General features: G+C 56.5%; 30 protein-coding genes and 1 pseudogene. 29 read left to right on the top strand and 2 right to left on the bottom strand.

The window, feature by feature from the left end:
• Positions 1–2: 2 nt before the first annotated feature.
• The 29 genes from ACMV5I_RS17170 (at position 3) to ACMV5I_RS17310 (ending at position 22,449) form a co-directional block, all read left to right on the top strand.
• Positions 3–725, top strand: coding sequence for a transglycosylase SLT domain-containing protein (locus tag ACMV5I_RS17170; RefSeq protein ID WP_414824943.1), 723 nt, complete (start codon positions 3–5; stop codon positions 723–725).
• The gene (locus tag ACMV5I_RS17175) at positions 715–1,368 is read left to right on the top strand and encodes a hypothetical protein (protein ID WP_414824908.1); all 654 of its coding nucleotides are present in this window, start codon (positions 715–717) and stop codon (positions 1,366–1,368) included. Before ACMV5I_RS17170 ends, ACMV5I_RS17175 begins: the two co-directional genes overlap by 11 nt.
• Complete coding sequence (locus tag ACMV5I_RS17180) at positions 1,365–1,697, top strand: hypothetical protein (RefSeq protein ID WP_197825814.1); 333 nt, start codon at positions 1,365–1,367, stop codon at positions 1,695–1,697. Before ACMV5I_RS17175 ends, ACMV5I_RS17180 begins: the two co-directional genes overlap by 4 nt.
• The gene (locus tag ACMV5I_RS17185; RefSeq protein ID WP_414824909.1) at positions 1,690–2,001 is read left to right on the top strand and encodes a hypothetical protein; all 312 of its coding nucleotides are present in this window, start codon (positions 1,690–1,692) and stop codon (positions 1,999–2,001) included. The genes ACMV5I_RS17180 and ACMV5I_RS17185 overlap by 8 nt, the downstream gene beginning before the upstream one ends.
• Positions 2,001–2,546, top strand: coding sequence for a DUF3486 family protein (locus tag ACMV5I_RS17190; RefSeq protein WP_414824944.1), 546 nt, complete (start codon positions 2,001–2,003; stop codon positions 2,544–2,546). Before ACMV5I_RS17185 ends, ACMV5I_RS17190 begins: the two co-directional genes overlap by 1 nt.
• Positions 2,543–4,066, top strand: coding sequence for a hypothetical protein (locus tag ACMV5I_RS17195; RefSeq protein WP_414824910.1), 1,524 nt, complete (start codon positions 2,543–2,545; stop codon positions 4,064–4,066). The genes ACMV5I_RS17190 and ACMV5I_RS17195 overlap by 4 nt, the downstream gene beginning before the upstream one ends.
• Complete coding sequence (locus ACMV5I_RS17200; RefSeq protein WP_414824911.1) at positions 4,066–5,565, top strand: DUF935 domain-containing protein; 1,500 nt, start codon at positions 4,066–4,068, stop codon at positions 5,563–5,565. The genes ACMV5I_RS17195 and ACMV5I_RS17200 overlap by 1 nt, the downstream gene beginning before the upstream one ends.
• The gene (locus ACMV5I_RS17205; protein ID WP_414824912.1) at positions 5,546–6,367 is read left to right on the top strand and encodes a phage minor head protein; all 822 of its coding nucleotides are present in this window, start codon (positions 5,546–5,548) and stop codon (positions 6,365–6,367) included. Before ACMV5I_RS17200 ends, ACMV5I_RS17205 begins: the two co-directional genes overlap by 20 nt.
• A 2-nt stretch (positions 6,368–6,369) precedes the next feature.
• Positions 6,370–6,828: a phage virion morphogenesis protein gene (locus ACMV5I_RS17210; protein ID WP_414824913.1), complete on the top strand. Its 459-nt coding sequence runs from the start codon at positions 6,370–6,372 to the stop codon at positions 6,826–6,828.
• Between the two features lie 204 nt (positions 6,829–7,032).
• Positions 7,033–8,130, top strand: coding sequence for a peptidase (locus ACMV5I_RS17215; protein WP_414824914.1), 1,098 nt, complete (start codon positions 7,033–7,035; stop codon positions 8,128–8,130).
• A 13-nt stretch (positions 8,131–8,143) separates the two neighbouring features.
• On the top strand, positions 8,144–9,097 hold the full coding sequence (locus tag ACMV5I_RS17220; protein WP_414824915.1) for a hypothetical protein: 954 nt from the start codon (positions 8,144–8,146) through the stop codon (positions 9,095–9,097).
• Between the two features lie 10 nt (positions 9,098–9,107).
• Positions 9,108–9,464 (top strand): DUF2190 family protein, encoded by a 357-nt coding sequence (locus ACMV5I_RS17225; RefSeq protein ID WP_414824916.1) that lies wholly within the window; start codon positions 9,108–9,110, stop codon positions 9,462–9,464.
• Between the two features lies 1 nt (position 9,465).
• Positions 9,466–9,912 (top strand): gp436 family protein, encoded by a 447-nt coding sequence (locus tag ACMV5I_RS17230; protein WP_414824917.1) that lies wholly within the window; start codon positions 9,466–9,468, stop codon positions 9,910–9,912.
• Positions 9,912–10,376: a Gp37 family protein gene (locus tag ACMV5I_RS17235; RefSeq protein WP_414824918.1), complete on the top strand. Its 465-nt coding sequence runs from the start codon at positions 9,912–9,914 to the stop codon at positions 10,374–10,376. The genes ACMV5I_RS17230 and ACMV5I_RS17235 overlap by 1 nt, the downstream gene beginning before the upstream one ends.
• A complete protein-coding gene (locus tag ACMV5I_RS17240) occupies positions 10,376–10,627 on the top strand; it encodes a hypothetical protein (RefSeq protein ID WP_414824919.1) in 252 nt (83 codons plus the stop codon). Before ACMV5I_RS17235 ends, ACMV5I_RS17240 begins: the two co-directional genes overlap by 1 nt.
• Positions 10,617–12,044, top strand: coding sequence for a phage tail sheath subtilisin-like domain-containing protein (locus ACMV5I_RS17245; RefSeq protein ID WP_414824920.1), 1,428 nt, complete (start codon positions 10,617–10,619; stop codon positions 12,042–12,044). Before ACMV5I_RS17240 ends, ACMV5I_RS17245 begins: the two co-directional genes overlap by 11 nt.
• Positions 12,041–12,565: a phage major tail tube protein gene (locus ACMV5I_RS17250; protein ID WP_164079462.1), complete on the top strand. Its 525-nt coding sequence runs from the start codon at positions 12,041–12,043 to the stop codon at positions 12,563–12,565. The genes ACMV5I_RS17245 and ACMV5I_RS17250 overlap by 4 nt, the downstream gene beginning before the upstream one ends.
• Before the next feature lie 2 nt (positions 12,566–12,567).
• On the top strand, positions 12,568–12,849 hold the full coding sequence (locus ACMV5I_RS17255; protein ID WP_414824921.1) for a hypothetical protein: 282 nt from the start codon (positions 12,568–12,570) through the stop codon (positions 12,847–12,849).
• A gap of 98 nt (positions 12,850–12,947) precedes the next feature.
• Positions 12,948–13,262 carry a phage tail assembly protein gene (locus ACMV5I_RS17260; protein ID WP_414824922.1) on the top strand — a complete coding sequence of 105 codons (315 nt, stop codon included), beginning with the start codon at positions 12,948–12,950 and terminating at the stop codon, positions 13,260–13,262.
• A gap of 192 nt (positions 13,263–13,454) precedes the next feature.
• Positions 13,455–16,007 carry a phage tail tape measure protein gene (locus ACMV5I_RS17265; RefSeq protein ID WP_414824923.1) on the top strand — a complete coding sequence of 851 codons (2,553 nt, stop codon included), beginning with the start codon at positions 13,455–13,457 and terminating at the stop codon, positions 16,005–16,007.
• Positions 16,007–16,891, top strand: a complete 885-nt coding sequence (locus ACMV5I_RS17270; protein WP_414824924.1) for a phage tail protein — start codon at positions 16,007–16,009, stop codon at positions 16,889–16,891. Before ACMV5I_RS17265 ends, ACMV5I_RS17270 begins: the two co-directional genes overlap by 1 nt.
• The gene (locus tag ACMV5I_RS17275; RefSeq protein ID WP_168216494.1) at positions 16,891–17,103 is read left to right on the top strand and encodes a tail protein X; all 213 of its coding nucleotides are present in this window, start codon (positions 16,891–16,893) and stop codon (positions 17,101–17,103) included. The genes ACMV5I_RS17270 and ACMV5I_RS17275 overlap by 1 nt, the downstream gene beginning before the upstream one ends.
• A complete protein-coding gene (locus ACMV5I_RS17280; protein WP_414824925.1) occupies positions 17,091–18,260 on the top strand; it encodes a phage late control D family protein in 1,170 nt (389 codons plus the stop codon). The genes ACMV5I_RS17275 and ACMV5I_RS17280 overlap by 13 nt, the downstream gene beginning before the upstream one ends.
• On the top strand, positions 18,260–18,856 hold the full coding sequence (locus ACMV5I_RS17285; RefSeq protein WP_414824926.1) for a phage baseplate assembly protein V: 597 nt from the start codon (positions 18,260–18,262) through the stop codon (positions 18,854–18,856). Before ACMV5I_RS17280 ends, ACMV5I_RS17285 begins: the two co-directional genes overlap by 1 nt.
• Before the next feature lie 55 nt (positions 18,857–18,911).
• Positions 18,912–19,259: a GPW/gp25 family protein gene (locus tag ACMV5I_RS17290; protein WP_414824927.1), complete on the top strand. Its 348-nt coding sequence runs from the start codon at positions 18,912–18,914 to the stop codon at positions 19,257–19,259.
• Positions 19,250–20,353, top strand: coding sequence for a baseplate J/gp47 family protein (locus tag ACMV5I_RS17295; protein WP_414824928.1), 1,104 nt, complete (start codon positions 19,250–19,252; stop codon positions 20,351–20,353). The genes ACMV5I_RS17290 and ACMV5I_RS17295 overlap by 10 nt, the downstream gene beginning before the upstream one ends.
• The gene (locus ACMV5I_RS17300) at positions 20,346–20,924 is read left to right on the top strand and encodes a phage tail protein I (protein WP_414824929.1); all 579 of its coding nucleotides are present in this window, start codon (positions 20,346–20,348) and stop codon (positions 20,922–20,924) included. Before ACMV5I_RS17295 ends, ACMV5I_RS17300 begins: the two co-directional genes overlap by 8 nt.
• 2 nt (positions 20,925–20,926) lie before the next feature.
• On the top strand, positions 20,927–22,057 hold the full coding sequence (locus ACMV5I_RS17305; RefSeq protein WP_414824930.1) for a hypothetical protein: 1,131 nt from the start codon (positions 20,927–20,929) through the stop codon (positions 22,055–22,057).
• Positions 22,057–22,449, top strand: a complete 393-nt coding sequence (locus ACMV5I_RS17310) for a tail fiber assembly protein (protein ID WP_414824931.1) — start codon at positions 22,057–22,059, stop codon at positions 22,447–22,449. Before ACMV5I_RS17305 ends, ACMV5I_RS17310 begins: the two co-directional genes overlap by 1 nt.
• 160 nt (positions 22,450–22,609) lie before the next feature.
• Here the strand turns inward: ACMV5I_RS17310 and ACMV5I_RS17315 are convergent.
• Both ACMV5I_RS17315 and ACMV5I_RS17320 read right to left on the bottom strand, forming a co-directional pair.
• Positions 22,610–24,088 (bottom strand): annotated as a pseudogene (locus ACMV5I_RS17315) (HAMP domain-containing protein); the annotation flags it as partial.
• On the bottom strand, positions 24,085–25,320 hold the full coding sequence (locus tag ACMV5I_RS17320) for an ABC transporter substrate-binding protein (RefSeq protein WP_284122667.1): 1,236 nt from the start codon (positions 25,318–25,320) through the stop codon (positions 24,085–24,087). The pseudogene ACMV5I_RS17315 and the gene ACMV5I_RS17320, both read right to left, overlap by 4 nt.
• Between the last annotated feature and the right edge of the window lie 17 nt (positions 25,321–25,337).

Raw genomic sequence — 25,337 nt, forward strand, 5'->3', positions numbered from 1 at the left:
TGATGAACTGGCCTCAAATCACACTCATCATCCTGCTGGCCTTCGGACTGGGCGTGACTGCCATCAAGCATGGCGAACCACGTAAAGACAGGCATAGCTTCTGGTGGCAGCTCGCTGGCAACCTGGTGATTGCCTGGCTGCTCTGGTGCGGTGGTTTCTTCAGCCAGGCCAGAGCGGCACAGCCTCCGCAGGCGGCCCTGCAGTACCGTGCCGATGTGATCCGCAATGCCCGGCTTGAATGGGGAATGTCAGCGCCGGTGGCAGACTTTGCCGCACAACTGCATCAGGAGAGCGGCTGGCGACCCGATGCCGTATCGCCGGTTGGCGCTCAGGGGATGGCGCAGTTTATGCCTGCCACTGCCGACTGGATTAGCCAACTGGTACCGGGCCTGAACAGCCGCGAGCCGTTTAATCCTGCATGGGCCATCCGGGCGCTGGTCAGCTATGACCGCTGGTTGTGGCAGCGTGTCAGTGCTGCCAATAACTGTGAGCGGATGGCCATGACGTTGTCGGGCTATAACGGCGGCCTGGGCTGGGTGCAGCGTGATAAGCGGCTGGCCGTGCAAAACGGGCTGGACGGCACCCGCTGGTTTGAGCACGTCGCCACCGTTAATGCCGGGCGCAGCACTGCCAATTGGCGCGAGAACCGTCACTATCCGCAGCGCATTCTGAAGGAACTGGCCCCGCGTTATCGCTCATGGGGAGGAGGCAGCTGTGTGGATTAGCTTGATAAAAAAACTGCCGTGGCGCGGAATCCTGCTGGCCATTCTCATAAATGCTTTCCTATTCGGCGTGTACTGGATGGGTTACAGCTCCGGGCATGACAGCGCAAAACGCGACGGGGATGCGGCGTTCAGCCAACTGCAGTCACAGTTCGATACGTACCGCCGTGAGCAGGCTGAGTTGGAAAACGCCGCGCTGCGGGCCTGGGCAAAACGCTATCAGGAGCAGGTAGCCGCAGGCCATCAGGCAGAGGCTGATTACCTTGAGCAGGTTGCGCAGCTTGAAAACCAGAACCAACAACTTAAAGAGAAAATTGATGATGTTACACAGCGCTGGATTGATGAAAAAGGCAAGAGCCATCCCATTGAGTGCGTGTTTACTCGCGGTTTCGTGCGCCAGTACAACGCCGCACTCGGATATGCCAACGCATCCGTCGACAGCGGTCATGCAGGCGACACTACCACCGCTGTCCCCGGTGCTGGCACAGCGTCCGGGCCATTTGAAGCCGCTGACGCCTGGCTACGCAACTCAGGCGTCTCACAACAAGATGTCCTCGCCAACATCATCGACAACGCAAGACAATGTCGCCTCTGGCGCAGCCAAATAAACGGCCTGCTGGACGAACGAGAAGGATTAGAGAAATGACGTTGCAGGTTGAATTTTGGACGGTGGTGGGCTTCCTCATCACCTTTATGAGCTTTGTCGGCGGTATGGCCAAGTGGTTATTCAGTAAAGCCGAGGAGCGTCAGGCGGCGCGATTTGCCTCACTTGAACAATCGCTGCAGCTGTCCACCTCGAACTGGGGTGAACTGGAAAAAGAATTTCTGCGTTTTAAGGCTGATTTGCCGTTGAACTATGTCCGTCGCGAGGATTACATCCGGGGCCAGACGGTCATAGAGGCCAAGCTCGACGCGCTTTATAACAAGCTGGAAGTGGTACAACAGTACCGTATTACCGGAGGTCAAAATGGTTGATATCGCCCGTGTGCGCCGAGAATCCCTGCGCTGGAGTCTGCTGGTCGCCCTGAACAAAACCCGCCCGTACACCGCCAGCGAAACACTGCTGCTGGATGTTTCCCGCGCCATTTACGCCGACACCACGCCGCTGGAGTTGCGTCGTGAGCTGGACTATCTGGCTGACCGCAAGATGGTTGAGCTTGAGAAAAAACCTGCCGGAGACTGGTTTGCTGACCTGACCCGCCTCGGCGTGGATCTGGTTGAATATACCGTGGAGTGCGGCCCCGGCATCGCCCGCCCGGAAAAATACTGGAGTGAATGATGGCCAGACGCAGCACGATAGACAAGCTGCCGGAAGACGTGCGCCGCTGGCTTGAGCGGGCGCTGAATGAATCCGGCTTCAGTGGTTATACCGAACTGGAGTCCCTGTTGCGTGAACGGGGTTACGTCATCAGTAAATCGGCCATTCACCGCTATGGTCAGAAGATTGAGCGCCGCTATGGTGCCATTCGCGCCGCCACCGAAGCGGCCCGCATGCTGACCGAGGGGGCTGCTGACGATCAGGATGCGCGTTCAGAAGCGGTTATCGCCCTTATCCAGACCGAACTGTTCGAGAGCATTGTCCAGCTGCAGGAAGCCGAAGAAGGCGAAGTCGACCCCAAAGAGCGCGTGGCGCTGCTGTCTAAAGTCGCCAAGAACGTCGCCACGTTGTCCCGCGCCTCCGTCAACCTGAAGAAGTTTCAGAGCGAAGTCCGTGACCGCGCCCGACAGGCGGCCAGCAACGCCGAGAAGATTGCCCGCAAGGGGGGCCTGTCTGCCGATGCTGTCCAGGCGCTGCGCCGTGAAATTCTGGGGATTGCCACATGACACAGCTTGCTCCCGTAGTACCTGATACTTCGGCGCTGGATGTTCCCGTCGCGCTGATGCCTTACCAACAGCGCTGGGTCGCAGATACGTCCCCGCTCAAGGTGATCGAGAAGAGCCGCCGTACCGGCATTACCTGGGCGGAAGCGTCCGATAACGTGTTGACCGCTGCGTCTTCGGCACCTGCAGGGGGCATGAACGTCTATTACATCGCCTACAACCAGGACATGACCGTCGAATATATCCAGGCATGCGCCATGTGGGCGCGGGCATTCAACTATGCCGCCAGCGAGATCGAGGAAGGTTTCTGGGAAGAAGACGAAGATGACAAGCACATCAAGACCTACACCATCAAGTTTCCCGACTCCGGCTTCCGCGTCGTCGCCTTGTCCAGTCGTCCGTCGAACCTGCGTGGCCGTCAGGGCATCATTGTTATCGATGAAGCCGCGTTCCATGAGCAACTGGACGAACTGCTGAAGGCCGCGCTGGCGATGTTGATCTGGGGCGGTAAGGTGCGTGTTATCTCTACCCATGACGGCGACGACAACCCGTTCAACACCCTTATCGGTGATATCCGCGCCGGGCGTCAGGGCGGCAGCGTGCAACGCATCACCTTTAAGGATGCTGTCATTGAGGGGCTGTTCCGTCGCGTTTGCCTGCGAACCGGGAAGACATGGTCAACTACCGCCGAGCAGGCATGGATGGCATCGGTGTACAAGTTTTACGGTACCGGTGCCTCCGAAGAGCTTGACTGTATCCCGGCCAATGGCGGCGGTGCCTGGCTGTCCCGCGCCCTGATTGAGTCCCGTATGTCGCCTGATACGCCAGTGCTGCGTCTGACCTGCCCGGAGGGCTACGAGCTGAAGCCCGATGCAGAGCGATTCAGTGAAACGCAGGACTGGCTGGATGAGAATCTGAAGCCGCTGCTGGAGGCGCTCCCCGCTGATGCTCGCTCGTTTTTAGGGCGTGACTTTGGCCGCAGCGGTGACCTGTCGGTGGACTATCCACTGCTGCAGGAGAAGAACCTGGTACGCCGCGTACCGTTCGTGATGGAGCTGCGTAATGTGCCGTTCAAGCAGCAGGAACAAGTTACCTGGTACCTGATGGATGGCCTGCCAAACCTGATGGGCGCGGCACTTGATGCCCGTGGTAACGGCTCATATCTGGCGGAGTATGCCATGCAGCGCTACGGCTCCAGCCGGGTGAAACAGGTCATGCCTACCGAGAGCTGGTACCGGGAACACATGCCGCCGGTCAAGGCTGCGCTGGAGGATGGCAACCTGATTGATTTGCCAAAGGATGAAGACACGCTGGATGACCTGCGTGCCGTTCAGGTGGTTAACGGGGTTCCCCGCGTACCGGAGCAGCGGTCAAAAGCGAAGTCGGACAGTGGCAAACGCCACGGGGACTCGGCTATCTCGCTGGCGCTGGCGTACTTTGCCAGCCGTGAAATTAACAAAGGGCCGGTGAAGGCAAGCTCACGCCGTCGTCGCCAGTCGGCCCGCATGCTGGAGGGTTACTGATGCCGAGTGGACTCTGGGTTTCACCCAATGAATTTGTCAGCTTTGCCGAGCCGAACAAGACGCTGACGGAGCAGATTGCGTCCCGCAGTCGCTCTATCGACTTCTTCGGGCTGGGGATGTATCTGCCCAATCCCGATCCTATTCTCAAATCACAGGGTCGGGATATTCGCATCTATCGCGAGCTGCGTACCGACCCGCTGGTCGGTGGCTGTATCCGCAGACGTAAAGCGGCGGTCAAGTCGCTAGAACGAGGTCTGGAGCAAGGTCACGCTTCGCCTCAGGTGCTTAGCTTCATCCGGGATATGCTGGACGACCTCGATATTTCCCGCATCATCGGCGAGATGACCGACGCCGTTCTCTATGGGTACCAGCCCTGCGAAATCATGTGGGGCCGTTCGGTTAAGTCCTGGGCGGTCACCGATATCGTGGGCAAACCACCCGAATGGTTCCAGTTCGACAACGACAACCTGCTGCGCTTCCGGGCAAAAGACGCCGGGCTGGAGGGCGAACCCGTACCCCTGAATAAGTTTGTTGTACCGCGTCAGGATGCGACTTACGACAACCCATATGGCTTCCCTGATTTGTCGATGTGCTTCTGGCCTGTGACGTTCAAGAAAGGCGGGATGAAATTCTGGGTACGTTTTGCCGAAAAATTCGGATCACCGTGGGTTATCGGCAAGCATCCACGCGGTACGGCACAGGGTGAAATTGACCTGCTGCTGGACTCGATGGAGGCGATGGTCGAAGACGCAGTGGCGGCTATTCCTGATGATTCCTCTATCGAAATCAAAGAGGCCGTAGGCAAAGCCGACAGCAGCGATATTTACCAGAATTTGATCACGCTCGCCCGCAGTGAAATCTCTATTGCCCTGCTGGGGCAGAACCAGACCACCGAAGCGAACAGTAACCGCGCCTCGGCGCAGGCGGGTCTCGAGGTCACCAGCGATATTCGCGATGCCGACGCCGAAATCGTCGAAAGCGCGGTGAATCAGGTGATACGCCAAGTGGTCGCGCTGAACTTTGGCGACGTTGCCAGCCCCGTCTGGCGCATGTGGGAACAAGGAACGGTCGACGATACGCAGGCTACCCGCGACGAGAAACTCAGCCGCGCTGGTGTGGTATTCACGCCACAATACTTCAAGCGCGAGTACCAGCTGCAGGACGGTGATATTGACGAGACACCGCTGTCAGAACGCCAGAAGAACGCTGCATTGCCACTGTCGTTCGCCGAGGCGATGGATGCCGATATTCAGGCTCAGCAGGATCTGGATGATGCGCTGGATATTCTGATGAACGGCGGCTCGTTAAACGGCGTGCTTGAGCCGGTGCTGGCACCGCTGTTTAAGCAGGTTGAAGGCGGTGTTAACCCATCGGAGCTGCTGGGTGCGCTGGCCGAACTGTACCCGCAGATGTACGCGGATGACCTGCAGGAGCGGCTGTCCCGTATCCTGTTTGTCTCAACACTCTGGGGGCGTCTGCATGAGCGTGACCACGGCTGAACTGGCGTACTGCATGACGTTGTCCCCGAAGCGGGCCATCAGTTACCTGAAATCCAAAGGGTACAAAATTACCTGGGACTGGGAGGAGATGTGGCAGGATGCGCATGCCCGTGCGTTCACCGTGGCCAAAGTAACCCGCCTCGATATTCTGGAGGATATCCGAAGCGCCCTGCAGAAAGCGCTGGATGAGGGGAAGACAGACCGCTGGTTCCGAAAGGAGCTGGAACTGGAGCTGCAGCGTAAGGGATGGTGGGGGCCACGAGACACCACCGACCCAGTAACGGGTGAGCCAGTCACCATCCAGCAGGGCAGCCCGTGGCGGCTCAACACCATCTTTCGCACCAACATGTCGGTACTCTACAGCGCCGGTCGCTGGGCGGAGCAGATGGAGAACGTCGACGACAGGCCGTACTGGATGTATACCGGCATCAACGACAGCCATACTCGCAAGAGCCATCTGGCCCTGCATGGTCTGGTGCTGCGTTATGACGACCCGTTCTGGCAAGCGTTCTACCCGCCGAACGGCTGGCGCTGTCGTTGTGGTGTGATTGCCCTGAGTGCGGCAGACGTCCGCGCCCGTGGGTTGAAGGTGGTAGATTCCGGCTCATCCATGGGATGGGAGCTGAAGCTGGTGTCGGAGAAAACCGGCGAGATGCAGAACGTCGCCACCTTCAACACCAGTACCACGAAGGTGGCCACCGACGTTGGCTGGTCTTATGCGCCGGGTGCGGCCTACCGTCCTGACCTTGCCCGTTATCAGGGCATACTACAACCGCTGGCACAACAAGAACTGAGAGGATAACGATGGCTTCCGATAATCTGGTTAACATCACCATTAATGATGAGTCTTTGCGCCGGAGTCTGCGGGCGTTGGATTTAGCTGCCACAGACCTAGGGCCTGTGATGCGTAAAATTGCGGGAACTCTTCTAGCAGAAACGCAGTTTAATTTTCTGGACGAGGGACGCCCAGGTTGGATACCGTCGTTGGCAGCGCAAAAAAGAGATGGCCAGACTCTGCAGGATACCGGGCGACTGATGGGGTCTATCGCCACTGACCATGATGACAGGCAGGCTGCCGTTGGTACGAACGTAATTTACGGTGCCGTCCATCAGTTCGGTGGGTTAATTGGTCGCAATAAGACCTTTAAACTCCCGGCGAGACCGTTTTTACCAATGACGGAAAGCGGGGAATTACAGCCAGATGTGGTCGTTCCTATTCTCGATACGATTGTGCGTCACCTTGAATCTGCGGCCCGTCGTTGATTTTAACCCTCCGGGGCAGGCGGTTTGCCGCGTTACCCGCCCCGGAGCCTTTATAAAGGTTTACAGCCCCCTCGTTTACGGCTTTAATCACTCCAGCTTCCCTCTCTCTGTCATATCCCCCCTTATTTTTTCTAAAGCAGATTAAAAGCGCTCTTCGTGGGTTTTCCACAAACTGTCTCCGACAACATCACGCGGGGCAGCAAAATGTCAGCCATTCATATTTTCAAAGCCGGTACTCATACCGACATGCACGGCACGAAACTGCCGTTCACGCAAAGCGATCTTGCCGCCTGCGTTAAAGCCTACGATCCGTCCATCCATGAAGCGCCGCTCGTTATTGGTCACCCTAAAACGGAAGACCCGGCGTGGGGCTGGGTGAAATCCTTGTCACTTAGCGGCGCTGACCTGCTGGCCGAGCCTGAACAGCTCGACCCGCAGTTTGCCGAGCTGGTGGGCAACGGGCGCTTCAAGAAAGTCTCAGCCTCGTTCTATCTCCCTGACTCACCCAACAACCCGAAACCCGGCACGCTTTACCTTCGCCACGTCGGTTTTCTGGGGGCGCAGCCCCCCTCTATTAAGGGGCTGAAGCAGGTGTCATTTGGCGAGTCAGAAGAAGGCGTCGTCGAGTTTGCCGACTGGGGTGATATTACCAATGCCTCACTGTGGGGACGCCTGCGCGATTTCCTTATCGGCCAGTTTGGCCTGGATGAGACCGACAAGGTGCTTCCGTCATGGCAGGTCGACTCCCTGCGCGAAGAAGCGTACCGCGAGCCGGTGCAGGCCGTGCCGGACTTCAGCGAACCAAACCCTAACCCTCAACAAGAGAACGACACGATGACCAAAGAAGAAATTGAAGCCCTTCAGGCGGAAAACACCCGTCTCAAGGCTGAGGCCACCCAGCGAGCCGAGCTGGATGCGAAGAGTCAGCAGGAGAAGCTGCACGCTGACAACGTTTCCTACGCTGAGAAGCTGGTAAGCGGTGGTCAACTGGCCCCGGCCGCGAAGCCCGTTGTTGTCGCCATTCTGGATGCGGTATCTGCTGGCGATAAGCCGGTGGAATTTGCCGAAGGCGACATTCGTACACCGCTGGCGACGGCATTCAAAACGCTGCTGGATGGCGCTGCACCGGTGCTGAGCTTTAGCGAACACGCGACCAAAGACCGTGTGGATACCGGAGTTTCAACGGCTTCAGCAGAGTTTGCTGAAGCCGATCCAGAGCGTCTGGCGCTGCATCAGAAGGCGCTGGATTTGTCGAAAAAAGAAGGCATCAGCTACGACGCTGCTGTCTCACGCTGCCTGTAATTAAGGAGAGAGCATGTCTGATTATTTAAAGGGTAAGCGCGTCGTTGATCCGGTGCTGACCAGCATCGCACGCGGTTATAAAAATGCCGCGTTCATCGGCGAGCACATCTTCCCGATTGTCCAGACCGACAAGGAAGGCGTGAGCGTGCCGACCTTCGGCAAATCGGCTTTTGTGGAGTATGACACCGAACGTGCCGTGGGGGCTGACAGTAACGTCCTTGTCCGTGAGAAGACCGGCAAACTGGATCTGGTTCTTAACGAGCACGATCTGGCCGCGCCAGTGGACTACCGCGAGCAGGCAGAGTCGATGTTCAACGAAGAAGCCAAGGCCATTCGTCGCGTTACCAGCGGTGTCAACCTGCGTCGTGAACTGTATGCGGCCCGTCTGGCCCAGGACAAAAACGTGTACCCGGCATCGTCCGTTAAAGCACTGGCAGCGGCTGAACGCTGGGTCGGTGGTAAAGGCGATCCAATTGGCATTATTGAAGGTGGCATTGAGGCTGTACGTAACAAAACCGGCCTGCGCCCAAACCTGATGACCATGGGGGCCAGCGTCATGTCGTTGTTGAAGTTCCACCCGGCGATCCAGGCCGCGATTGGGGCCAATGAGCGCAAGCGCATCACCCTCGAAATTCTGAAAGACCTTTTCCAGTTGGACAATGTGGTGATCGGCGAACCGGTCTCTATGGCTTCCATGAAAGATGCCCAGAACAAGGACAAGACCCCGTCCGATATCTGGGCCGATAACCTGATACTGCATTACGTCGGCAAACCCCAGCCGGGCACCGACAGCGCTGACGAAAATGAACCATCGTTCGGTTATACCCTGCGTCGTAAGGGCATGCCAGTGGCGGACAAATACGACGGCGTCGGCGGCAAGGTGAAATACTGCCGTTATACCGATATCTACAAAGTCGCCGTGGTCGGTGGCGATGCCGGGTATCTCATCACCAACATCGTGAAATAAGGAGACGGTTATGGGTACAACTCAGCAGGTCATTCTGACCACTACCGTGACGGCCAGTGCGGCGCTAACCCAGCAGCGTTTTGTGGGTGCCGATAATGCCCCCTGTCAGGCTGGCGCTGTCGCGTTGGGTGTGGCAGAAGTCGATGCCGCAGCTGGTGATGTCACACCGGTTAACGTGCTGGGCATCATCGTTGTCGAAGCGGGGGCGGCGGTAACAAAAGGCCAGAACGTGCAGTCGGATGCCAACGGCTGCGCCGTTCCACAGACAGCCGCAGCCGGTGATACCCCGGCAGGTATCTCTGCCGGTATCGCGCTGGATGAGGCGCTGGCCGCAGGCGACGTTATCCGCATCCTGCGCGGGGTGTGACATGTACTGCACCCTGGCGGACTTGCTGGAGCAGATACCGGAGCGGACGCTTATCCAGTTGACCAACGAGGAGATGGATTTTGACACCCCCGCCACGGTTAACGCAGATGTAGTTGATAGCTGCACCCGCTATGCAGGCGAACTGATTGATGCTCACCTGCGCGGGCGTTACACCCTGCCGCTGACGGAAGTGCCGACCGTTCTGCGGGATATTGCCATCACGCTGTCTCGTTACCGGCTGTACGCCCGCCGCCCGGAAGGCGATCTGCCCGATACCGTCAAGGATGACAACAAAGAGGCCCGGCGTCAGCTGGAGGCTATCCGCGATGGGAAGCTCACGCTGGGGCTGCAGTCCACCCAGAAAGATGTGCCTGAGTCCGGTGAAATCCGGGCGCGGGCACGCCGTCCCACTTTTGGCGGGCGTGATGGTTTGCTGGAGAAATACTGATGAATGTTCTGCCCGTCCTTGATGCAGTCCTGGCCCGCCTCAAAGAGAAACTTCCCCAGCTACCGGTGGAGTATTTTCCTGAGAAACCGGCTGAATATCGCCTCAATCATGCCGTCGGCGCATTGCTGGTGAGCTACGCCGGGTCACGCTTCGATAAACCCAATGATATCGGTGCGGTGCTACAGCCCCAGACCATCCAATTGTGCGTTACGGTGGTCTTTCGCCAGCTCAACGGCAAGCGTGGGGCGATAGACGTGCTCGATGCTATACGCCGCATCCTCGGAGGCTATACCCCGCCGAACTGCCGCCGTCGTATCTGGCTGACCCGTGAGGTGTTTATCGGGGAAGACAAGGGGCTGTGGCAGTACGCCCTCGACTTTGCAACTGAAAGCGTCTTTATCGAAGACAGCGATTTACCGTCCGGCCCGCTGTTAACCGAAGTGAATTATAAGGAAAGCGAGTGATGAAAGAATACCGCTATTTCGGCCCGGCCAGCGGCGTCACGCTGTCGGACGGAACCGAAATCCTGCTCTGGCCGGGGAAGAACGTCTCCCTTCCAGAGAACCATGAGTATGTGACGGTTCTGGTGGCGCTGAAGCACCTGACGCCGGTACCTGAAGAAACCAAACCCGCCAGCACACCCGCGCCTCAGTTACCAAAGCGCAAAAACGGTGGCGACAACGATGTGAAAACGGAGGACTCCCATGGCAGCTAACTATCTGCACGGCGTCGAAACCATTGAGGTCGAAAACGGTGCCCGCCCGGTTAAGACGGTGAAGTCTGCTGTTATTGGTCTGATTGGTACCGCCCCGATGGGTGACGTCAATACGTTAGTACAGTGCCTGTCTGAGAAAGATGCGGCAGCATTTGGTAACCAGCTTACCGGCTTTACCATTCCGCAGGCGCTGGATGCCATCTACGACCACGGTGCAGGCACCGTTCTGGTGATCAACGTGCTCGATCCAGCAGTGCATAAAACTGCTGTGGCCGACGAGGATGTGACGTTTGATAAAGCGAGCGGCAAGGCCCGATTGGCAAATCCAGTGGTTGCGGCATTGGTGCTGAAGCCTGCCAGCGATGGTCAGCCTTACGTGGAAGGCAAAGATTACTTGCTCGACGCGCAGACCGGTGTGATCAGCAACCTCGGTAAAAGCATTGCAGCGGGCGCTACGGTGAAAGCCAGCTACAACTACGCTGACCCGACCAAGGTCACGCCTGCCGATATCATTGGCGCTGTCAACGCAGCAGGCAATCGCACCGGGATGAAGCTGCTGAACGACAGTTTTAACCTGTTCGTCTACTTTGCCAAAATCTTGATCGCCCCAGTGTTCTGCACCCAGAACAGCGTCTCTGTTGAGCTTATCGCCATGGCTGAGAAGCTGGGGGCGTTGACCTACATTGACGCACCGATTGGCACCACCTTTGCGCAGGCACTGACGGGGCGTGGCCCGGAAGGCACCATTAACTTCAATACCAGCTCCGACCGTGTCCGTCTGTGCTATCCGCACGTCAAGGTGTACGACGCAACCACCAACAGCGAGCGACTGGAGCCGCTGAGCCAGCGAGCTGCCGGGCTGCGTGCCAAAGTTGACCTGGATAAGGGCTACTGGTGGTCTTCATCCAACCAGGAAATCATCGGCATCACCGGCGTGGAACGTCAGTTGTCGGCGATGATTGATGACCCGCAGAGCGAAGTGAACCTGCTCAACGAACAGGGCATCACTACGGTCTTCAGCAGCTATGGCAGTGGTTTGCGTCTGTGGGGGAACCGCACTGCCGCATGGCCAACGGTGACCCATATGCGCAACTTTGAGAATGTGCGCCGCACCGGCGATGTGATCAACGAGTCCCTGCGCTACTTCAGCCAGCAGTACATTGATATGCCGATCACCCAGGCACTGATTGATGCGCTGACGGAATCGGTCAACGCCTATGGCCGGAAAATGATTGGCGACGGTGCGCTGTTGGGCTTTAAATGCTGGTTTGACCCTGCCCGTAACGAAGAGACGGAGCTGGCCGCCGGTCACCTGCTACTGAGCTACAAATACACGCCGCCACCGCCGCTGGAGCGACTGACGTTTGAGACCGAGATCACCTCGGAATACCTGCTCACCCTGAAAGGAAATAGCTGATGGCCAAGATTGAGATCAACCGCATCACCAATGCCAACATCTATCTGGATGGCGCTAACCTGCTGGGTCGGGCTGAGGAGGTCAAACTCCCTGATGTGTCCATGACCATGCAGGAGCACAAAGCGTTGGGGATGGTAGGCAAGGTGGAACTCCCGGCAGGTTTCGACAAAATGGAAGGCGAGATCAAGTGGAACAGCTTCTATCGCGATGCCATGTTGTCAGCCGCTAATCCGTATAAATCACTGGCCCTGCAGTGCCGTTCCAGCGTGCAGCGTTACAGCTCACAGGGACTGATTGATGAAATCCCGCTGGTCACCTTCCTGACGATCATGTTCAAGAAGAACCCGTTGGGGACATTCAAACAGCATGAGAACGCCGAGTTCTCCAGCAGCTTCACCTGCACGTACATCAAACAGGTACTGGACGGTGAAGAATTGCTGGAGCTGGACTATCTGGCCAACATCTTCCGTGTCGGCGGCGTTGACCAGCTGACTGACTACCGCATTAATATCGGGGGCTGACGGTGACCGTCGAGATTGAAGACAAAGGCGGGAACTGCAGTTCTATCGGCATGGGGAATGGTACCTGGTTCACCATTCTGGATATTCCGGGCGTGGAAAACCTTTTTAATATCCGTAAAACCAATGACCCTATTGACTGTACCCGCTCAAAGGCCCGTAAGCTGGCTGATTTGATTGAAGCCTGGACGCCACCCGATCACTGGTTCACTGGTATAGGTAAAGCCGAAGGAAAGGCGCTTATCATTGCGTTCCTGCGCAACTGCAAGGGCTTTCGCACTCACTGATATAACAGGGGCTTCGGCCCCTTTCTTCTTAATCCCCTTTAATATCTGTCGCCCCCACAACTGGACATACTGCTCTGAACTTACACAGGAGCATGAACATGTCAGATACCAAATCCAACGTTTTTCTACTGGCTTATCCGTTTACCACCGCCGCAGGCACCAGAGTTGAGCAGGTTGAAATGAAGCGCCTCACGGTCAAAGACCTGAAGCAGGTGCGCAAAATCAGTAAAGACCCTGCTGACTGGGACGAACCGCTGATTGCCCGTAGTACCGGTATTCTCCCGGAAGACCTCGATAATATGGATCTTGCCGATTACATGGAGTTGCAGAAACGATTTCAGCAAGTCACTGGGCTGGGCAAGAGCAACGAGGACGCTGATGCAGGCACAGGGGCTGCTGGCGAGGTGGTTTAGGTTTCAGCCGGGGGAGATTGATGCCCTCGATACTGACGATCTGGAGATGTGGCTGGAGCAGGCTGAAGAGCAAATCAAGAGCGAGTACGGCGACAAATCGTAACCCAGACAGCCGCACTTTCGCGGCTGTTTTGCTTAGTTCGCCCCCTATCCGCATCTTTCTTCCTTTATTACGTAATCTGAGGATCCCCCGTGGTCAGTAACTTTTCAGTTGGCGTTATTATTGGCGGCATAGTCGGGAGCAGCTTTCGCTCTGCCGTTAGCGGCACCCGTCGTGCGCTGGATTCCCTCGGTGATACCTCTCGCCGACTCCAGGAACGCCAGGACGCGCTAACCCGAGCCATGGCTCGCTATGGCCAGTTGGGTTCCTCTCAGGCTAACCGTCTTAATAGCGATCTGCAGCGTGTCAGGCGCACCATGGAGCAGATTGAGCGGCAGCAACGCCGTCTGTCGGCGGTGTCAGCAACCAGTGATGCGCTCAAGTCCAACCGCATGGCGCTCTATGGTCAGGGGGCAGAGACTTACGGCATCGCCCGAACGCTGGGCGCACCGGTCATGGCCTCTGTCAAACAATATTCATCGTTTGAATCTCAGCTACGCGATATCAGTGTTACCGGTGATCTGGATTCAAGGCAGGAACATGCCATTGGTACTGCCATTCGTCGGGCATCCCTGCAGGTCAATCAGCTCCAGGAATCCCTGCTGGGCGGCGTTGGTCAACTGGTTGCCGATGGCATGAATCCGGAACAGGCAGCGACCTTTGCCGGGATGCTCGGTAAAGCGGCCACGGCCACCAAAGCTGATATGACCGACCTCGCCAAAATGACCTATGCATTCAGCGATGCGCTGAAAATTACTGATGCGAAAGAGCTGGAGCAGGCGTTTGGGATTGCGGCGACCGGGGCTAAGCTCGGCTCGTTTGAATTGAAAGATATGGCGAAGGCACTGCCGGGTATGGCCAAAGCCTTCGCTGCCCGTGGTATTTACGGTAAAGACGCCATAACCCAGATTGTCGCCAGTCTGGAAGTGGGTAAAGGCAGCGGCTCAGCGGAAGAAGCCGTCACCAATATGTCCAACTGGCTGGCAGCAATGGGACGTGGAGATACCACGCAGAAATACGCTAAGGCTGGTGTGGATTACCAGGGATCAATGCAAAACTATGTAGCCCAGGGTCTCTCTCAATATGAAGCCTCTCTGATGATTGCCAACCGATTTATCGACGGTAAAGGCAAGGCATTCGTACAACAATGGAAAGCTGCTGGCTCAAGGGGCGATCAGGAAGGCCAGCAGAAGCTGATGGAGTCATTTGGACTGGCGGAAGTCTTCACCGATATTCAGACCGTCAACCATCTGCTGTCAATGCGTCAGGGCTGGGATAAATACCAGTCTAACAAGCAGGAAATGAATACTCCTTCTGCAATGTCTACGTTGGACAAGGATGCAGCGAAACAGAATGATACGCTCGAAGGGCGCTGGCGCAGAACGAAGATTGGCTTTAACGACTCGGCTATTAGCATCGGTGAATCACTACGCCCGGCTTTGATCCAGTTGGTGGAAACGTTCATCCCCTTAATGAACAGCGTTGGAAAATGGATCGCGGCTAATCCGCAACTCGTGAGCGGTACGATTCAGGTAATCGGTGCATTACTTGCGTTCAAGATGGCAACCATCGGCCTCAAGCTCGGACTGAATCTTCTTATCTCACCTTTCGTCAATGTCTGGAAAAACGCCGTGCTCCTTCGGGCCAACTGGCTTCGGCTATCGCTCGCACTGGGTGAAGGTGGCAAACTCCGCTGGCTGGTGACCGGCTTCAGCACTGCCTCCAAAGGAGCCGGAACACTGGCCCGCGTGCTCGGTGGTGGCCTGGTTCGTGGACTAATGCTCGCGGGTCGTGCCGTTCTCTTCATAGGTCGGGCGCTGCTGATGAATCCCATTGGACTAATCATCACTGGCGTAGCCATGGCTGCTTATCTGATCTACCGCTACTGGGGGCCAATTTCTGCTTTCTTTAAGCGAATGTGGGCGCAGGTAACCTCTGCGTTCACTAATGCATGGAGTGGTATCAAGTCGGCATGGAATGGCGTATCAGGCTGGTTTACTGGTTTGTGGGGTAATGTTAAAGCAGCTTTCAACGGTGGGATCATTGGGGTCAGCAAACTTATTGTTAACTGGTCTCCACTAGGCTTGTTCTATAAAGCCTTTGCAGGGGTAATGAGTTGGTTTGGCGTCGATATGCCGAAAAACTTTACCGACTTCGGCGGCAATCTGATCAGTGGTCTCGTTAACGGCATCGGTAATAAACTGTCGGCAGCGAAAGACACCATCGTTAACTTCGGCAACTCCATTTCGGGCTGGTTTAAAGAAACCCTGGGTATTCACTCTCCGAGCCGCGTATTTATGGGCTTCGGCGACAATATAGGCCAGGGGGCCGCTATCGGCCTGCAGCGTACCACGCCCCTGGCCGCACTCGCTGGTCAGCGTCTTGCCACCGAAATGACACCGGATATTCCCCGCATCCCATCGCCGGAAATCATGGCAGCGGGTTATTCAGGTCGTGGCGCAGCTGCTGCTGGTGGCGGAGCGTCTGGTGGTATTCAGGTCAGCTTTAATCCCCAGTTTTACCTTAATGGCAAAGAGACTGCCGCACCTGCCGGGCTTACCGGCGCACTGAATATGAGCCTGCATGAGCTGGAGAAAATGCTGGAGCGCCTTATGGCTCAGAAACAACGTCGGGGGTACGAATAATGTTTGCGGTACTGGGTGATATTGAGTTTGAACTGATTACCTACTGGGACGGCTTCGAAGCGACATTCGGCGTCGATTATGCCGAACATGCCCGCATCGAAGGAAAGCCCGGCCTGCAGTTCGTCGGCGATAAGCTGGACGAAATCCAGATAAGCCTGGTCTTCCATCAGCATTATTGTGTGCCCGACGTCGAGCTGGCACGCCTGCGAACGGCCATGAAAGCCCATCAGGCGCTGGCGCTGGTCTTCGGGAATGGTGACTATCGTGGCTGGTTCGTCATTACCGACGTGACCGCGACCAGCGAACAGACCGACAGCACTGGCAATGTGCTGGCCGTCAACGCAACTGCATCGCTGCGGGAGTATATCGGCGATCCAAAGAGTCCGCTGAAGCCGCCTGCAATACGCACGCAAGTTCCCGGCGTCGGGGCGGTTTCGGGTGCCGTTCCTTCACCTTCGGGGGTGGCACAGTACGTCCGCGACGGCGTCAATTATGCCAAACAGGCGCAGTCCGTTCTCCAGACCACCATCAGTGCCGTTCGGGTGGCGCAGAAAATGAAGGATAACCCCGCCGTCGCGCTGACCCGCGTGCCGGGGCTGATGAGCGGACTGGGCAACGTGTCCGGGGCGTTAGGTCAAAGCGTTCCGGCATTTAATGCGCTCTCAGAATCCATGCCTGATGCCATCAGTCTGGCCAGAGCTACCAGTGATGCGGCCACGTATGTACAGCAGGCGCAGTCTTCGTTGAACGGTGTGGACGGCAGCAATATCGCGGCGGCGCTGGATGCGGTTTCGGGTCAGTTGAACTCCGCCAGTACCACCTTTACCCGGATGTCGCCGGGGTTAAGCACCATGGCCGCCAAAATTCTGGCGAGGAGTGTGTGATGTTTCTTGAACATGTCACCCGTGACGGAGAGCGCTGGGACGCTCTCGCATGGCAGTACTATGGCGACCCGCTGGGTTATCCCCGAATTATCGCCGCTAACCCGCATGTGGCCATAACACCAGTGCTGCCCTCCGGGTTGTTGCTATTGATCCCGGTTATCGAGGCTACCGATGCCAGTACAGAAGAGGATATTGCCCCATGGCTGAGGTAAACAGCACTACACAGGCTACATCAGCGTTGACCGGCGTCAGCGGTGTGCTGAGTCCGGTGTTCACCCTGTGGTATCTGCAAAAGAACATCACCAGTGATATCGCACCTTATGTTACCCGCGTGACCTACAGCGACAACATCAAAAGCGAGTCCGACACCATTGAGGTGGAACTGGACGACACCGATGGTCGCTGGCTGGATAAGTGGTATCCGGGCAAGGGTGACACGCTGACGCTAAAGATGGGCTATCAGGGCGAGAAACTGCTGTCCTGCGGTACCTTCTCGATTGACGAGCTTGAGGTGAGTTCGCCCGCATCTGTTGTCGCCATTCGGGGCGTGGCCACGTCGGTTAATAACGCTTTACGGACTAAATCCAGTCGTGGTTTTGAGAGCACCACGCTGGCGGCCATTGCAGGACGTATTGCCAAAAAGCATCAGCTGAAGCTGGTTGGCAGCGTTGAGTCCATCAAAATTGACCGCGTAACACAGTACGCTGAAACGGACGTCGGTTTCCTGCGGCGGCTGGCCAGTGAGTATGGTTATGCGGTGAAAGTCGTTAGCGACCAGCTGATTTTCTCTCATCTGGCCACGCTTCGTGGTCAGGAGCCGGTTAAGCAACTGAAACCGCAGGATGTGGCCCGTTTTTCCCTGCGCGACACCATCAACCGGGTCTATAAGTCCGCGAAGGTGAAACACCAGAAGAGCAGCGATAAAAAGCTGATCGCCTACGAGGTTGCAGGTGGTACCAGTGAAAGTGACAAACAGGTCAAACTGGCAAAAGTCACCAGCGCTGATTCACTGAAGGTCAACAGCCGCGTCAGCGACCCGGACAGCGCCCGGATCAAGGCAGATTCGGCGCTGGCCAGCCATAACGAATACCAGCAGAACGGCTCCCTGACGCTTATGGGGACACCCCAACTGACGGCGGGCAACAAAGTTGAACTGGTGGGCTTTGGTCAGTTATCCGGGCCATGGCTGATAACCACTGCTCGGCATGCGTTTGACCGCAACAGCGGCTACACCACTGAGCTGGAGGTGGCACGAGGGCCGGTCACGCAGGGCAAGGCGAAGAAAGGTGCGAAAACCGGTAAACCCCAGCAACTGACCGTCTACAAATACGATGGCACCACATCCACGGTAATAAAGGGAGATAAATAATGTCTGTTGTCACCCGTCAGATCGGTACGGTCAGCGCCGTGGATGCTGACAAGGTTCAGGCACGTGTTCGCCTGCCTGAATGTGACAATATGCGCACCAACTGGCTCAACGTCCTGCAGCGCAACACTCAGAACAACAAAGACTACTGGCTCCCCGATGTAGGGGAGCAGGTTGAGGTGCTGCTGGATGCCAACGGCGAGGATGGGGTCATTCTGGGCGCGGTGTATTCCGACGTCGATAAGCCACCATTCGGCAACAAAGACGTTCGCGGTACTCAATACGCGGACGGGGCTGAGTTCAGCTACAATCGCGCCTCCCATACACTCACCATCCGGGGGGGGATTGAGCATATAGTGATTGAATGCAGCGCTGACGTGATGGTGAAAACGCAGAAAGCCACGATTGATGCACAACAGACCGAAGTGACCGGCGACCTGCTGGTCAGGGGGAAGCTAACTTACGAGGGCGGTTTGGCTGGCTCTGGCGGTGAAGGTGCTGCCGCGACAATTCAGGGCAACGTCGAGATTGAAGGGAACGCCCACTCAACCGGGAGCATGCTGTCAGACGGCGATAACTCCAACCACCACTCCCACTGAATCTTCTTAAACGCCTTTAATATCGGCGTTCCCGCGCAGGGGCAATACTGCCCCTATGAAAACAACCTCCGTATTCTGGCAACCGGCCCTGCAGGCCCCTGGCGAAATCGTCCAGGGGCTGGATGATATCTGGCAGGCCATCCAAATCATCCTGCGTACTCCTCGCGGCAGCGACCCACATCGCCCGCAGTTCGGCAGCAATCTGCACCTTTATATCGACTGGCCTATCGACCGTGCAATCCCACATGTGGTGCGCGAGTCCGTCGATGCCATTCGCCGCTGGGAGCCTCGCTGCCAGCTTATGTCGGTTAAACCCGCCGTTGACGGCGACCATCTTACGCTCCGGGTGATCTGGAAAGGCTCAGACGGACAGGCCCGGACTCAGGAGCTGCTATGGCGCTGACAGAACCCGACTTTATTGAACGCGACGCCGATACAATCACGACTGAAATGATTGCGCAGTACGAAGCCGCAACCGGTAAAACGCTGTATCCCGCTCAGGCCGAGCGCCTGCTGATTGACCTGTGGGCCTACCGCGAAATGCTAGTCAGGGTGGCGGCGCAGGAAGCGGCCAAACAGAATCTGGTCGCCTTTGCCCGTGAGCCGATGATTGATTACCTCGGTGAACTGGTCGGTGTGTACCGTCTGGCCGCGCAGCCTGCCTCCATCCCACTCCAGTTCTCTGTGGAGGAGGCTCTTGTTATCGATGTGCTGATCCCGGCTGGTACCCGCGTCAGTGCTTCCGACAGCATTATTTTTTCCACCGATACGGACGTGGTGTTGAAGGCCGGATTGCTGCTGGTCAACACCACGGCCACCTGTACCGAACCGGGCGTCGCTGGCAACGGATGGCAACCTGCGCAGGTCAGTCAGTTGCTGGATGAGATTGATAACGTTGACCTGCAGGTGACCAATCTGGCGGCCAGTTCTGGCGGCTCAGAACAGGAAGACAACGACAGGCTGCGCGAGCGCATCAAACTGGCCCCGGAATCGTTCACGAATGCCGGGAGCCGTAAGGCATACCGCTTTCATGCCATGCAGGCCCATCCCAATATCGTCGACGTTGCCGTGCTCTCTCCGGTTCCGGGCACAGTAGAGCTGTATCCGCTACTCAGTACCGGCCTGCCGGACGACAGCATCCTCACATTGGTTGAGAGTTTCTGTTCGGACGAAAAAGTCAGGCCACTTACTGATACCGTGCGGGCTAAAACGCCAGTGCAGGTGGATTACACCATCGAAGCCAACATCACGATCTACCGTGACCAGGATGCCAACTCGATAAAAGATGCCGCTAACAGCGCCATACAAAACTGGGTGGCGTCCCGTACCGCAGCTTTGGGCCGCGATATTGTCCCCAGTCAGATTATCAGCGTGCTGTCCGTTGCCGGGGTCTATCAGGTCGAACTGGTGACACCCGCGCTGAGGGTCGTTGCTGAAAGCGAGTGGGCAAACTGTACGGCGATCACTCTCAACATGACCGGGGTGTCCGATGGCTGAGCCGCTACAACTCCCGCCACCACTTGAGGGTGATATCAGCCTCAGAACGCTGGGAAGACTGGCCGGGCGGCTGGACAACATCGACCTGAGCGTACTGATGGTCTACCTGGTCGACATTGTTGACAGTTCCGCGCTGCCCTGGCTGGGCGAGCAGTTCTCCTTGTTCGGTGATGGCTGGGAACTGGCGGAGTCGGATGATGTGCGCCGAACTCTCATCAAGTCGGCCATTGAGCTGCATCGCTACAAGGGGACGCCATGGTCAATCCGCGAGATCATCCGACGTTTTGGCTTTGGTGAAGTCGACCTTATTGAAGGCACAGGGCAAGTCAGCTACGACGGTAAACACACTTACAACGGTATCTATGTCCATGGTGATGCAGAGGCCTGGGCGGTTTACCGCGTCATTCTTCAGCAACCCATTACCAACGATCAGGCAGCGTTGCTGCGAAAGACACTCGCTGCGTTTGCACCGGCGCGTTGCCATCTGGCGAGCCTGGAGTATCAGTCTGTCGCTATTCGCTACAACAACACCGTCAACTATGACGGCAGCTACAATCACGGGAGCAGTTAATTATGGCAAACCTACCTGAAACCCCGCAGTGGGAAGAAGGCGTCTACCAAATCGAGGTCTCTGACCCCGTTCTGGGCGGGCCTGACGGGATTTCTAACCGTCAGGCTAAACAGCTGGCCAGCCGCACTTCATACCTGAAACAACAGGTTGAAAAAGGTGGTTCAGACCTTGAGAAACACATTGAGGCAGCAGACCCTCATACCCAGTACGCGCCGAAGGCTAACCCGACTTTCACCGGAGCACCGACAGCACCAACACCGGAAAACAACGACAACAGCAAAAAGTTGGCCACGACGGAATTTGTGGCCAAAGCTCTGGCAACATTAGTAGACAACGCTCCAGAAGCGTTGAATACGCTGAAAGAGTTGGCTAATGCCCTAGGTAATGATCCCAACTTTGCCACTACGGTGCTAAAGAAATTGGCAGAGAAACTGGCCAAAGACCAGAACGGCGCAGATATTGCTGACCCGATACTGTTTGTCAAAAATTTAGGTTTAAGCGATGGCAATTATGTCGGCCGATTGCTCAGCTCCCCGAAAGTGTTCACTTCGTCAGGAACCTATACACCGACACCTGGAGCAAAGCGTATTCGTATCACGATGACGGGTGGTGGAGGCGGTGGTGGTGGTTGCCAGGCATCAGCGAACAATGAAACCTATTTTGGTGCTGGCGGGGGGGCGGGAGCGACTGTGATATCGATGTTTACTTTAACAGGAGCCGCCAATTATCCCCTGGTCATTGGTTCCGGCGGTACCGGTGGGGCTGCTGCAGCTAATGGTTCAAATGGTGGAACAACCTCATTTTCTACAATCTTTTCAGCTCCAGGTGGTGAAGGAGGCGGCAAGTCCGGTGTTTCAAATACCAATGGAGGAGCAGGAGGGGTGCCGACTAGTGGTGATATACGCCTCATAGGTGGATACGGGGGCGATGGTCAATCGGGACTCATAGCTGTAACAGGTCAAGGGGGAGTGTCATATTTTGGTGGTGGTGGCCGAGCTGGCGCTGGTAGTGGCGTTAATGGTGCTGCCCCAGGTTCAGGTGGTGGAGGCGCTTACGACTCTGCTTATTCTGGAATTGCAATGAAAGGTGGTACTGGCGCATCGGGGATAATGATTATTGAGGAGTTTGCATAATGCCTAATTACGCATTAATTAAAAGCGATGTTGTTGAAAATATCGTTGTCTGGGATGGGAAAAGTGACATCTTTAACGATTATATTACTGTCAACGTCGATGATATGCCCGTTGGCATTGGTTGGTCATATGATAGGGGGGTGTTCCATGAGCCGCCCTTGCCCACACTCAGCCCTCAGGAATTAGTGGAGTCTGCAAAACTGCGGCAGCAGGCTCTTCTTGCTCTCGTTGATGAAATAACATCTGATTGGCGGGTGGCGTTGATGCTCGGCGATATTAGCGAAACTGACAAAACAAAACTGGCGACGTGGATGAACTACAAAAAAGCGGTGAAAGCTGTCAATGTTTCGATGGCTCCTGATGTTAGATGGCCAGTTAAGCCAGAGGTGTAGGTCATTTTATCTGAAGGGTTAGACTGTCGAGGCAATTCTGGCATTTTCCGGTGGATGTTCAGGGGAGGTAGAACGCGCTAGGATTGTAATTCTTTTGCGAATGTTGAAACGCCGCAGTGATGCCATTTATCTTACGGAAATGGGCACATTTATCGCGCGGCGCATCAATCAGGGCCAGCGTGGCCGCCTCGGGCTGTTGTTTCTCAACCGCATGGCGAGCGGTAAACAGGTACATCGACAGGGCGTTGAGCGGTTGGTTGATTTCATGGGCCAGGGTGGTCATGGTCTGCCCAACCACGGCCAGTTTGGCGGCCTGCACCAGCTCATCCTGTGTAGCACGCAAATGCAGCTCAATGCCCTTACGCTCGGTGATCTCCTGCTCCAGCCGGGATTTTTGCTGGTTCAACTGGCCTAGGGTCCGCCGCAACAGACGGGCGATGCGGCCCAGTTCATCGCCACCGTAAACCGGGATCGCTGCGTTGGTTTCCCCAAGGCCGATGCGTACCACCACCTGGTTGAGCTGGGTAAAACGCTTGACCAGGCGGGAACGGATAAAATAGTGATTGAGCAAATACACCAATAACATCGCCAGCAGTGTGGCGATCACAATTAGCCTGCCGCTGACGCGGATGATCTGCTCCAGGCGATGGTTAAAGGTCTGCATCTGCTGGTGGCTGTTACTCAGTTGCGATTCCAACTGCGTGCGAAAGCGGGCAAGCGTGGCCTCCTTGGCCTGAGTAGCCAACGTAAGTGCCCGTTGTGCCTGATGATAGTTTTTCATCGCCGCGGGCATGCTGTTTTCGGCGATGCCGGTCTCCAGTAGTTCGTCTATGGTTTGACGTAGCGTGATGGTGCTGGGATGAGCCTGCAACCCCTGCATACTTTCGTTGGCCGTTTTTTGCAGATAGGCGAGGTAACGCACATGCTCGGCAACCGAAGTAGGTTCTTCACTGCCAGATTGCAGCTCGTTGAGGCGATCGCGTAAAGCATCGGCGATCTGGTTCTCAATGCGTGCCAGGGCATAGACTTGCTGCTGCTCACTTTGCACCTCGCGCAGACTGGCTTGCAAGCGGGGGAGTACCTGGCCAGAGCCTGTCTCCATCTGATCGAGCAATGCCCCCTGTTGCCAACTGAAATCCTGCACCAGCGAATTCAGCTCGGTGGTGAAGTCATCATGTAACCAACTGATGCGCGCGGCGATCTCATTGACCTTTTCCCTGGCGATAAACATGTTGTAGAGCGCGTTGTCCAATCGGCCCAACAGTTGGCGGCTTTCTGCCAGCGTCGCCTGAATTTGCTGACGTTCAGGGTTATCCAACTGCATGCTGGCCTGCTCGATTTGCTCCAAATGACCGACGATCTGATTTCTTAACTGCAGGCGGGCATTGGTATTGGCGGCCTGCAAAAACTCATTGAGCTGATCGACCAGCGTGTTCAGATTGCTTTCGATCACGAACGAAGATTGGATACGCGGAAAGTAATCATCCAACGCATAGCGGACCTGCGAGCTTTGCTCATGCCAGGAGTACAGGCTGACGCCGCTGACGGTAAGCGTCAGCAGCGCGCCGGTAAGAAACGCTCCCCGCAGACAGGCGCTGATGGTCAGGCGTTTGAAGAAGCGCGGCAATAAACGGCTCATTTTAACTCTTCCAGCGCCTTGATGGCCTTTCTTTGCTGCTGCTGAAAGAACAGTTGCCATTCCATGACCTGCTGCTCGCTCTCGCTACGTGCCGCAAACTGTTTAAGGTACTGCGGATCTTCGCTTTGGGCCTGGGTGACAGGAATAGCGGTCAACAACGCGCGGATCTCCGGCAAGGGCCGTTTGAGGCGGCTTTCAGCGCCATGCAACGCTTTCCAGGCGTCCTTGAGCTGAGACAGGCGGAAGCTGATGGCCGTATCAAACAGCTTTTGTACCAGGCGCTGACGTTGCAGGATCAGCGAGTAATTAAGCGGCGGCCGCTGTAACAGCTTTTGCTGCTGCGCGAAACGTGGGCTGTCTGCCGGCAGCGGAACCACCGGGTATTTACCCGTGCTGGTATCGGCCAGGACCCGCTGCCCCTGCGGGCTGAGTAGGAACTGAATAAAGCGCCGGGCCTCGGCGGGATAATGGCTATTGCTCGTCACGGCAATATAGGTGGGGGAGGCCGCGGCCTGAGGGAAATAATGGAAGGCCAGATGCGGATCGTCGAGCAGCAGATTGGCGTAGTTATCGATAATCGGCCCGACGGACCCCAGGCCGCTTTTGACTTTATCCGCCACGCCAAAGCTGCGCGAAGAGATGGTGATCAGGTTACCGGCTGCCGATAACATCGTTTGCCAGCCAGATTGCCACCCCCGCTGTTGCAACAGCGACTCCACCATCAGGTGGCTGGTATCCGAGCGGGAAGGGCTGCTCATCAGCAGGGCCCCCTGGTAGCGGGCATCGGTCAGATCGTCCCAATCGTCTGGCAGCGGCAGCCGTTTCTCTGCCAGATTGGTGCGGTTGATCAGCAGGCCAAAACCCGAAATGGCTACCGCCACGGCGGTATTGCGGATAGGTTCAGGCACCAGCCGCTGTGATTGTTCCGGAGCACCCTCATAGTTTGCCAGGCGCTGATGCTGTTGCAGGTGCTGGAGCAGCATGGGGGAGGAGGTCAGCACCAGATCGACGTTGTCACTGCCGGTGCTGTCGAGCAGTTGTTCCAGGGAGGCGCTGGTGCGGTTCAGCGTGCGGATGACCACCGACTGCGGCTGACCTTGCCAACGGCTGATGAGATAGGCGGTTGCCTCTGGTGAAAAGGTGGTGGCCATCACCAGTTCATTTCTTTTGGCCCCGGCGACACTGGATAACAGCCAGCAGGCCATTGCCGTAAAAATGAGCGTTGCACGCATAATAAAACTCTCCCTCG

Source organism: Serratia sp. T13T92 (genome assembly GCF_047530105.1).
Lineage (GTDB): Bacteria > Pseudomonadota > Gammaproteobacteria > Enterobacterales > Enterobacteriaceae > Chania > Chania fonticola.

What these genes read in the sequence shown, in the direction of transcription:
- ACMV5I_RS17180 (WP_197825814.1), top strand. Translation starts at nt 1,365, where the DNA reads ATGACGTTGCAGGTTGAATTTTGGACGGTGGTGGGCTTCCTCATCACC.
- ACMV5I_RS17235 (WP_414824918.1), top strand. Translation starts at nt 9,912, where the DNA reads ATGAATGTTCTGCCCGTCCTTGATGCAGTCCTGGCCCGCCTCAAAGAG.
- ACMV5I_RS17285 (WP_414824926.1), top strand. Translation starts at nt 18,260, where the DNA reads ATGTCTGTTGTCACCCGTCAGATCGGTACGGTCAGCGCCGTGGATGCT.
- ACMV5I_RS17225 (WP_414824916.1), top strand. Translation starts at nt 9,108, where the DNA reads ATGGGTACAACTCAGCAGGTCATTCTGACCACTACCGTGACGGCCAGT.
- ACMV5I_RS17205 (WP_414824912.1), top strand. Translation starts at nt 5,546, where the DNA reads ATGAGCGTGACCACGGCTGAACTGGCGTACTGCATGACGTTGTCCCCG.
- ACMV5I_RS17215 (WP_414824914.1), top strand. Translation starts at nt 7,033, where the DNA reads ATGTCAGCCATTCATATTTTCAAAGCCGGTACTCATACCGACATGCAC.
- ACMV5I_RS17320 (WP_284122667.1), bottom strand. Translation starts at nt 25,320, where the DNA reads ATGCGTGCAACGCTCATTTTTACGGCAATGGCCTGCTGGCTGTTATCC.
- ACMV5I_RS17275 (WP_168216494.1), top strand. Translation starts at nt 16,891, where the DNA reads ATGTTTCTTGAACATGTCACCCGTGACGGAGAGCGCTGGGACGCTCTC.
- ACMV5I_RS17170 (WP_414824943.1), top strand. Translation starts at nt 3, where the DNA reads ATGAACTGGCCTCAAATCACACTCATCATCCTGCTGGCCTTCGGACTG.
- ACMV5I_RS17190 (WP_414824944.1), top strand. Translation starts at nt 2,001, where the DNA reads ATGGCCAGACGCAGCACGATAGACAAGCTGCCGGAAGACGTGCGCCGC.
- ACMV5I_RS17310 (WP_414824931.1), top strand. Translation starts at nt 22,057, where the DNA reads ATGCCTAATTACGCATTAATTAAAAGCGATGTTGTTGAAAATATCGTT.
- ACMV5I_RS17295 (WP_414824928.1), top strand. Translation starts at nt 19,250, where the DNA reads ATGGCGCTGACAGAACCCGACTTTATTGAACGCGACGCCGATACAATC.
- ACMV5I_RS17260 (WP_414824922.1), top strand. Translation starts at nt 12,948, where the DNA reads ATGTCAGATACCAAATCCAACGTTTTTCTACTGGCTTATCCGTTTACC.
- ACMV5I_RS17290 (WP_414824927.1), top strand. Translation starts at nt 18,912, where the DNA reads ATGAAAACAACCTCCGTATTCTGGCAACCGGCCCTGCAGGCCCCTGGC.
- ACMV5I_RS17230 (WP_414824917.1), top strand. Translation starts at nt 9,466, where the DNA reads ATGTACTGCACCCTGGCGGACTTGCTGGAGCAGATACCGGAGCGGACG.
- ACMV5I_RS17200 (WP_414824911.1), top strand. Translation starts at nt 4,066, where the DNA reads ATGCCGAGTGGACTCTGGGTTTCACCCAATGAATTTGTCAGCTTTGCC.
- ACMV5I_RS17210 (WP_414824913.1), top strand. Translation starts at nt 6,370, where the DNA reads ATGGCTTCCGATAATCTGGTTAACATCACCATTAATGATGAGTCTTTG.
- ACMV5I_RS17300 (WP_414824929.1), top strand. Translation starts at nt 20,346, where the DNA reads ATGGCTGAGCCGCTACAACTCCCGCCACCACTTGAGGGTGATATCAGC.
- ACMV5I_RS17270 (WP_414824924.1), top strand. Translation starts at nt 16,007, where the DNA reads ATGTTTGCGGTACTGGGTGATATTGAGTTTGAACTGATTACCTACTGG.
- ACMV5I_RS17220 (WP_414824915.1), top strand. Translation starts at nt 8,144, where the DNA reads ATGTCTGATTATTTAAAGGGTAAGCGCGTCGTTGATCCGGTGCTGACC.
- ACMV5I_RS17305 (WP_414824930.1), top strand. Translation starts at nt 20,927, where the DNA reads ATGGCAAACCTACCTGAAACCCCGCAGTGGGAAGAAGGCGTCTACCAA.
- ACMV5I_RS17185 (WP_414824909.1), top strand. Translation starts at nt 1,690, where the DNA reads ATGGTTGATATCGCCCGTGTGCGCCGAGAATCCCTGCGCTGGAGTCTG.
- ACMV5I_RS17245 (WP_414824920.1), top strand. Translation starts at nt 10,617, where the DNA reads ATGGCAGCTAACTATCTGCACGGCGTCGAAACCATTGAGGTCGAAAAC.
- ACMV5I_RS17280 (WP_414824925.1), top strand. Translation starts at nt 17,091, where the DNA reads ATGGCTGAGGTAAACAGCACTACACAGGCTACATCAGCGTTGACCGGC.
- ACMV5I_RS17195 (WP_414824910.1), top strand. Translation starts at nt 2,543, where the DNA reads ATGACACAGCTTGCTCCCGTAGTACCTGATACTTCGGCGCTGGATGTT.
- ACMV5I_RS17240 (WP_414824919.1), top strand. Translation starts at nt 10,376, where the DNA reads ATGAAAGAATACCGCTATTTCGGCCCGGCCAGCGGCGTCACGCTGTCG.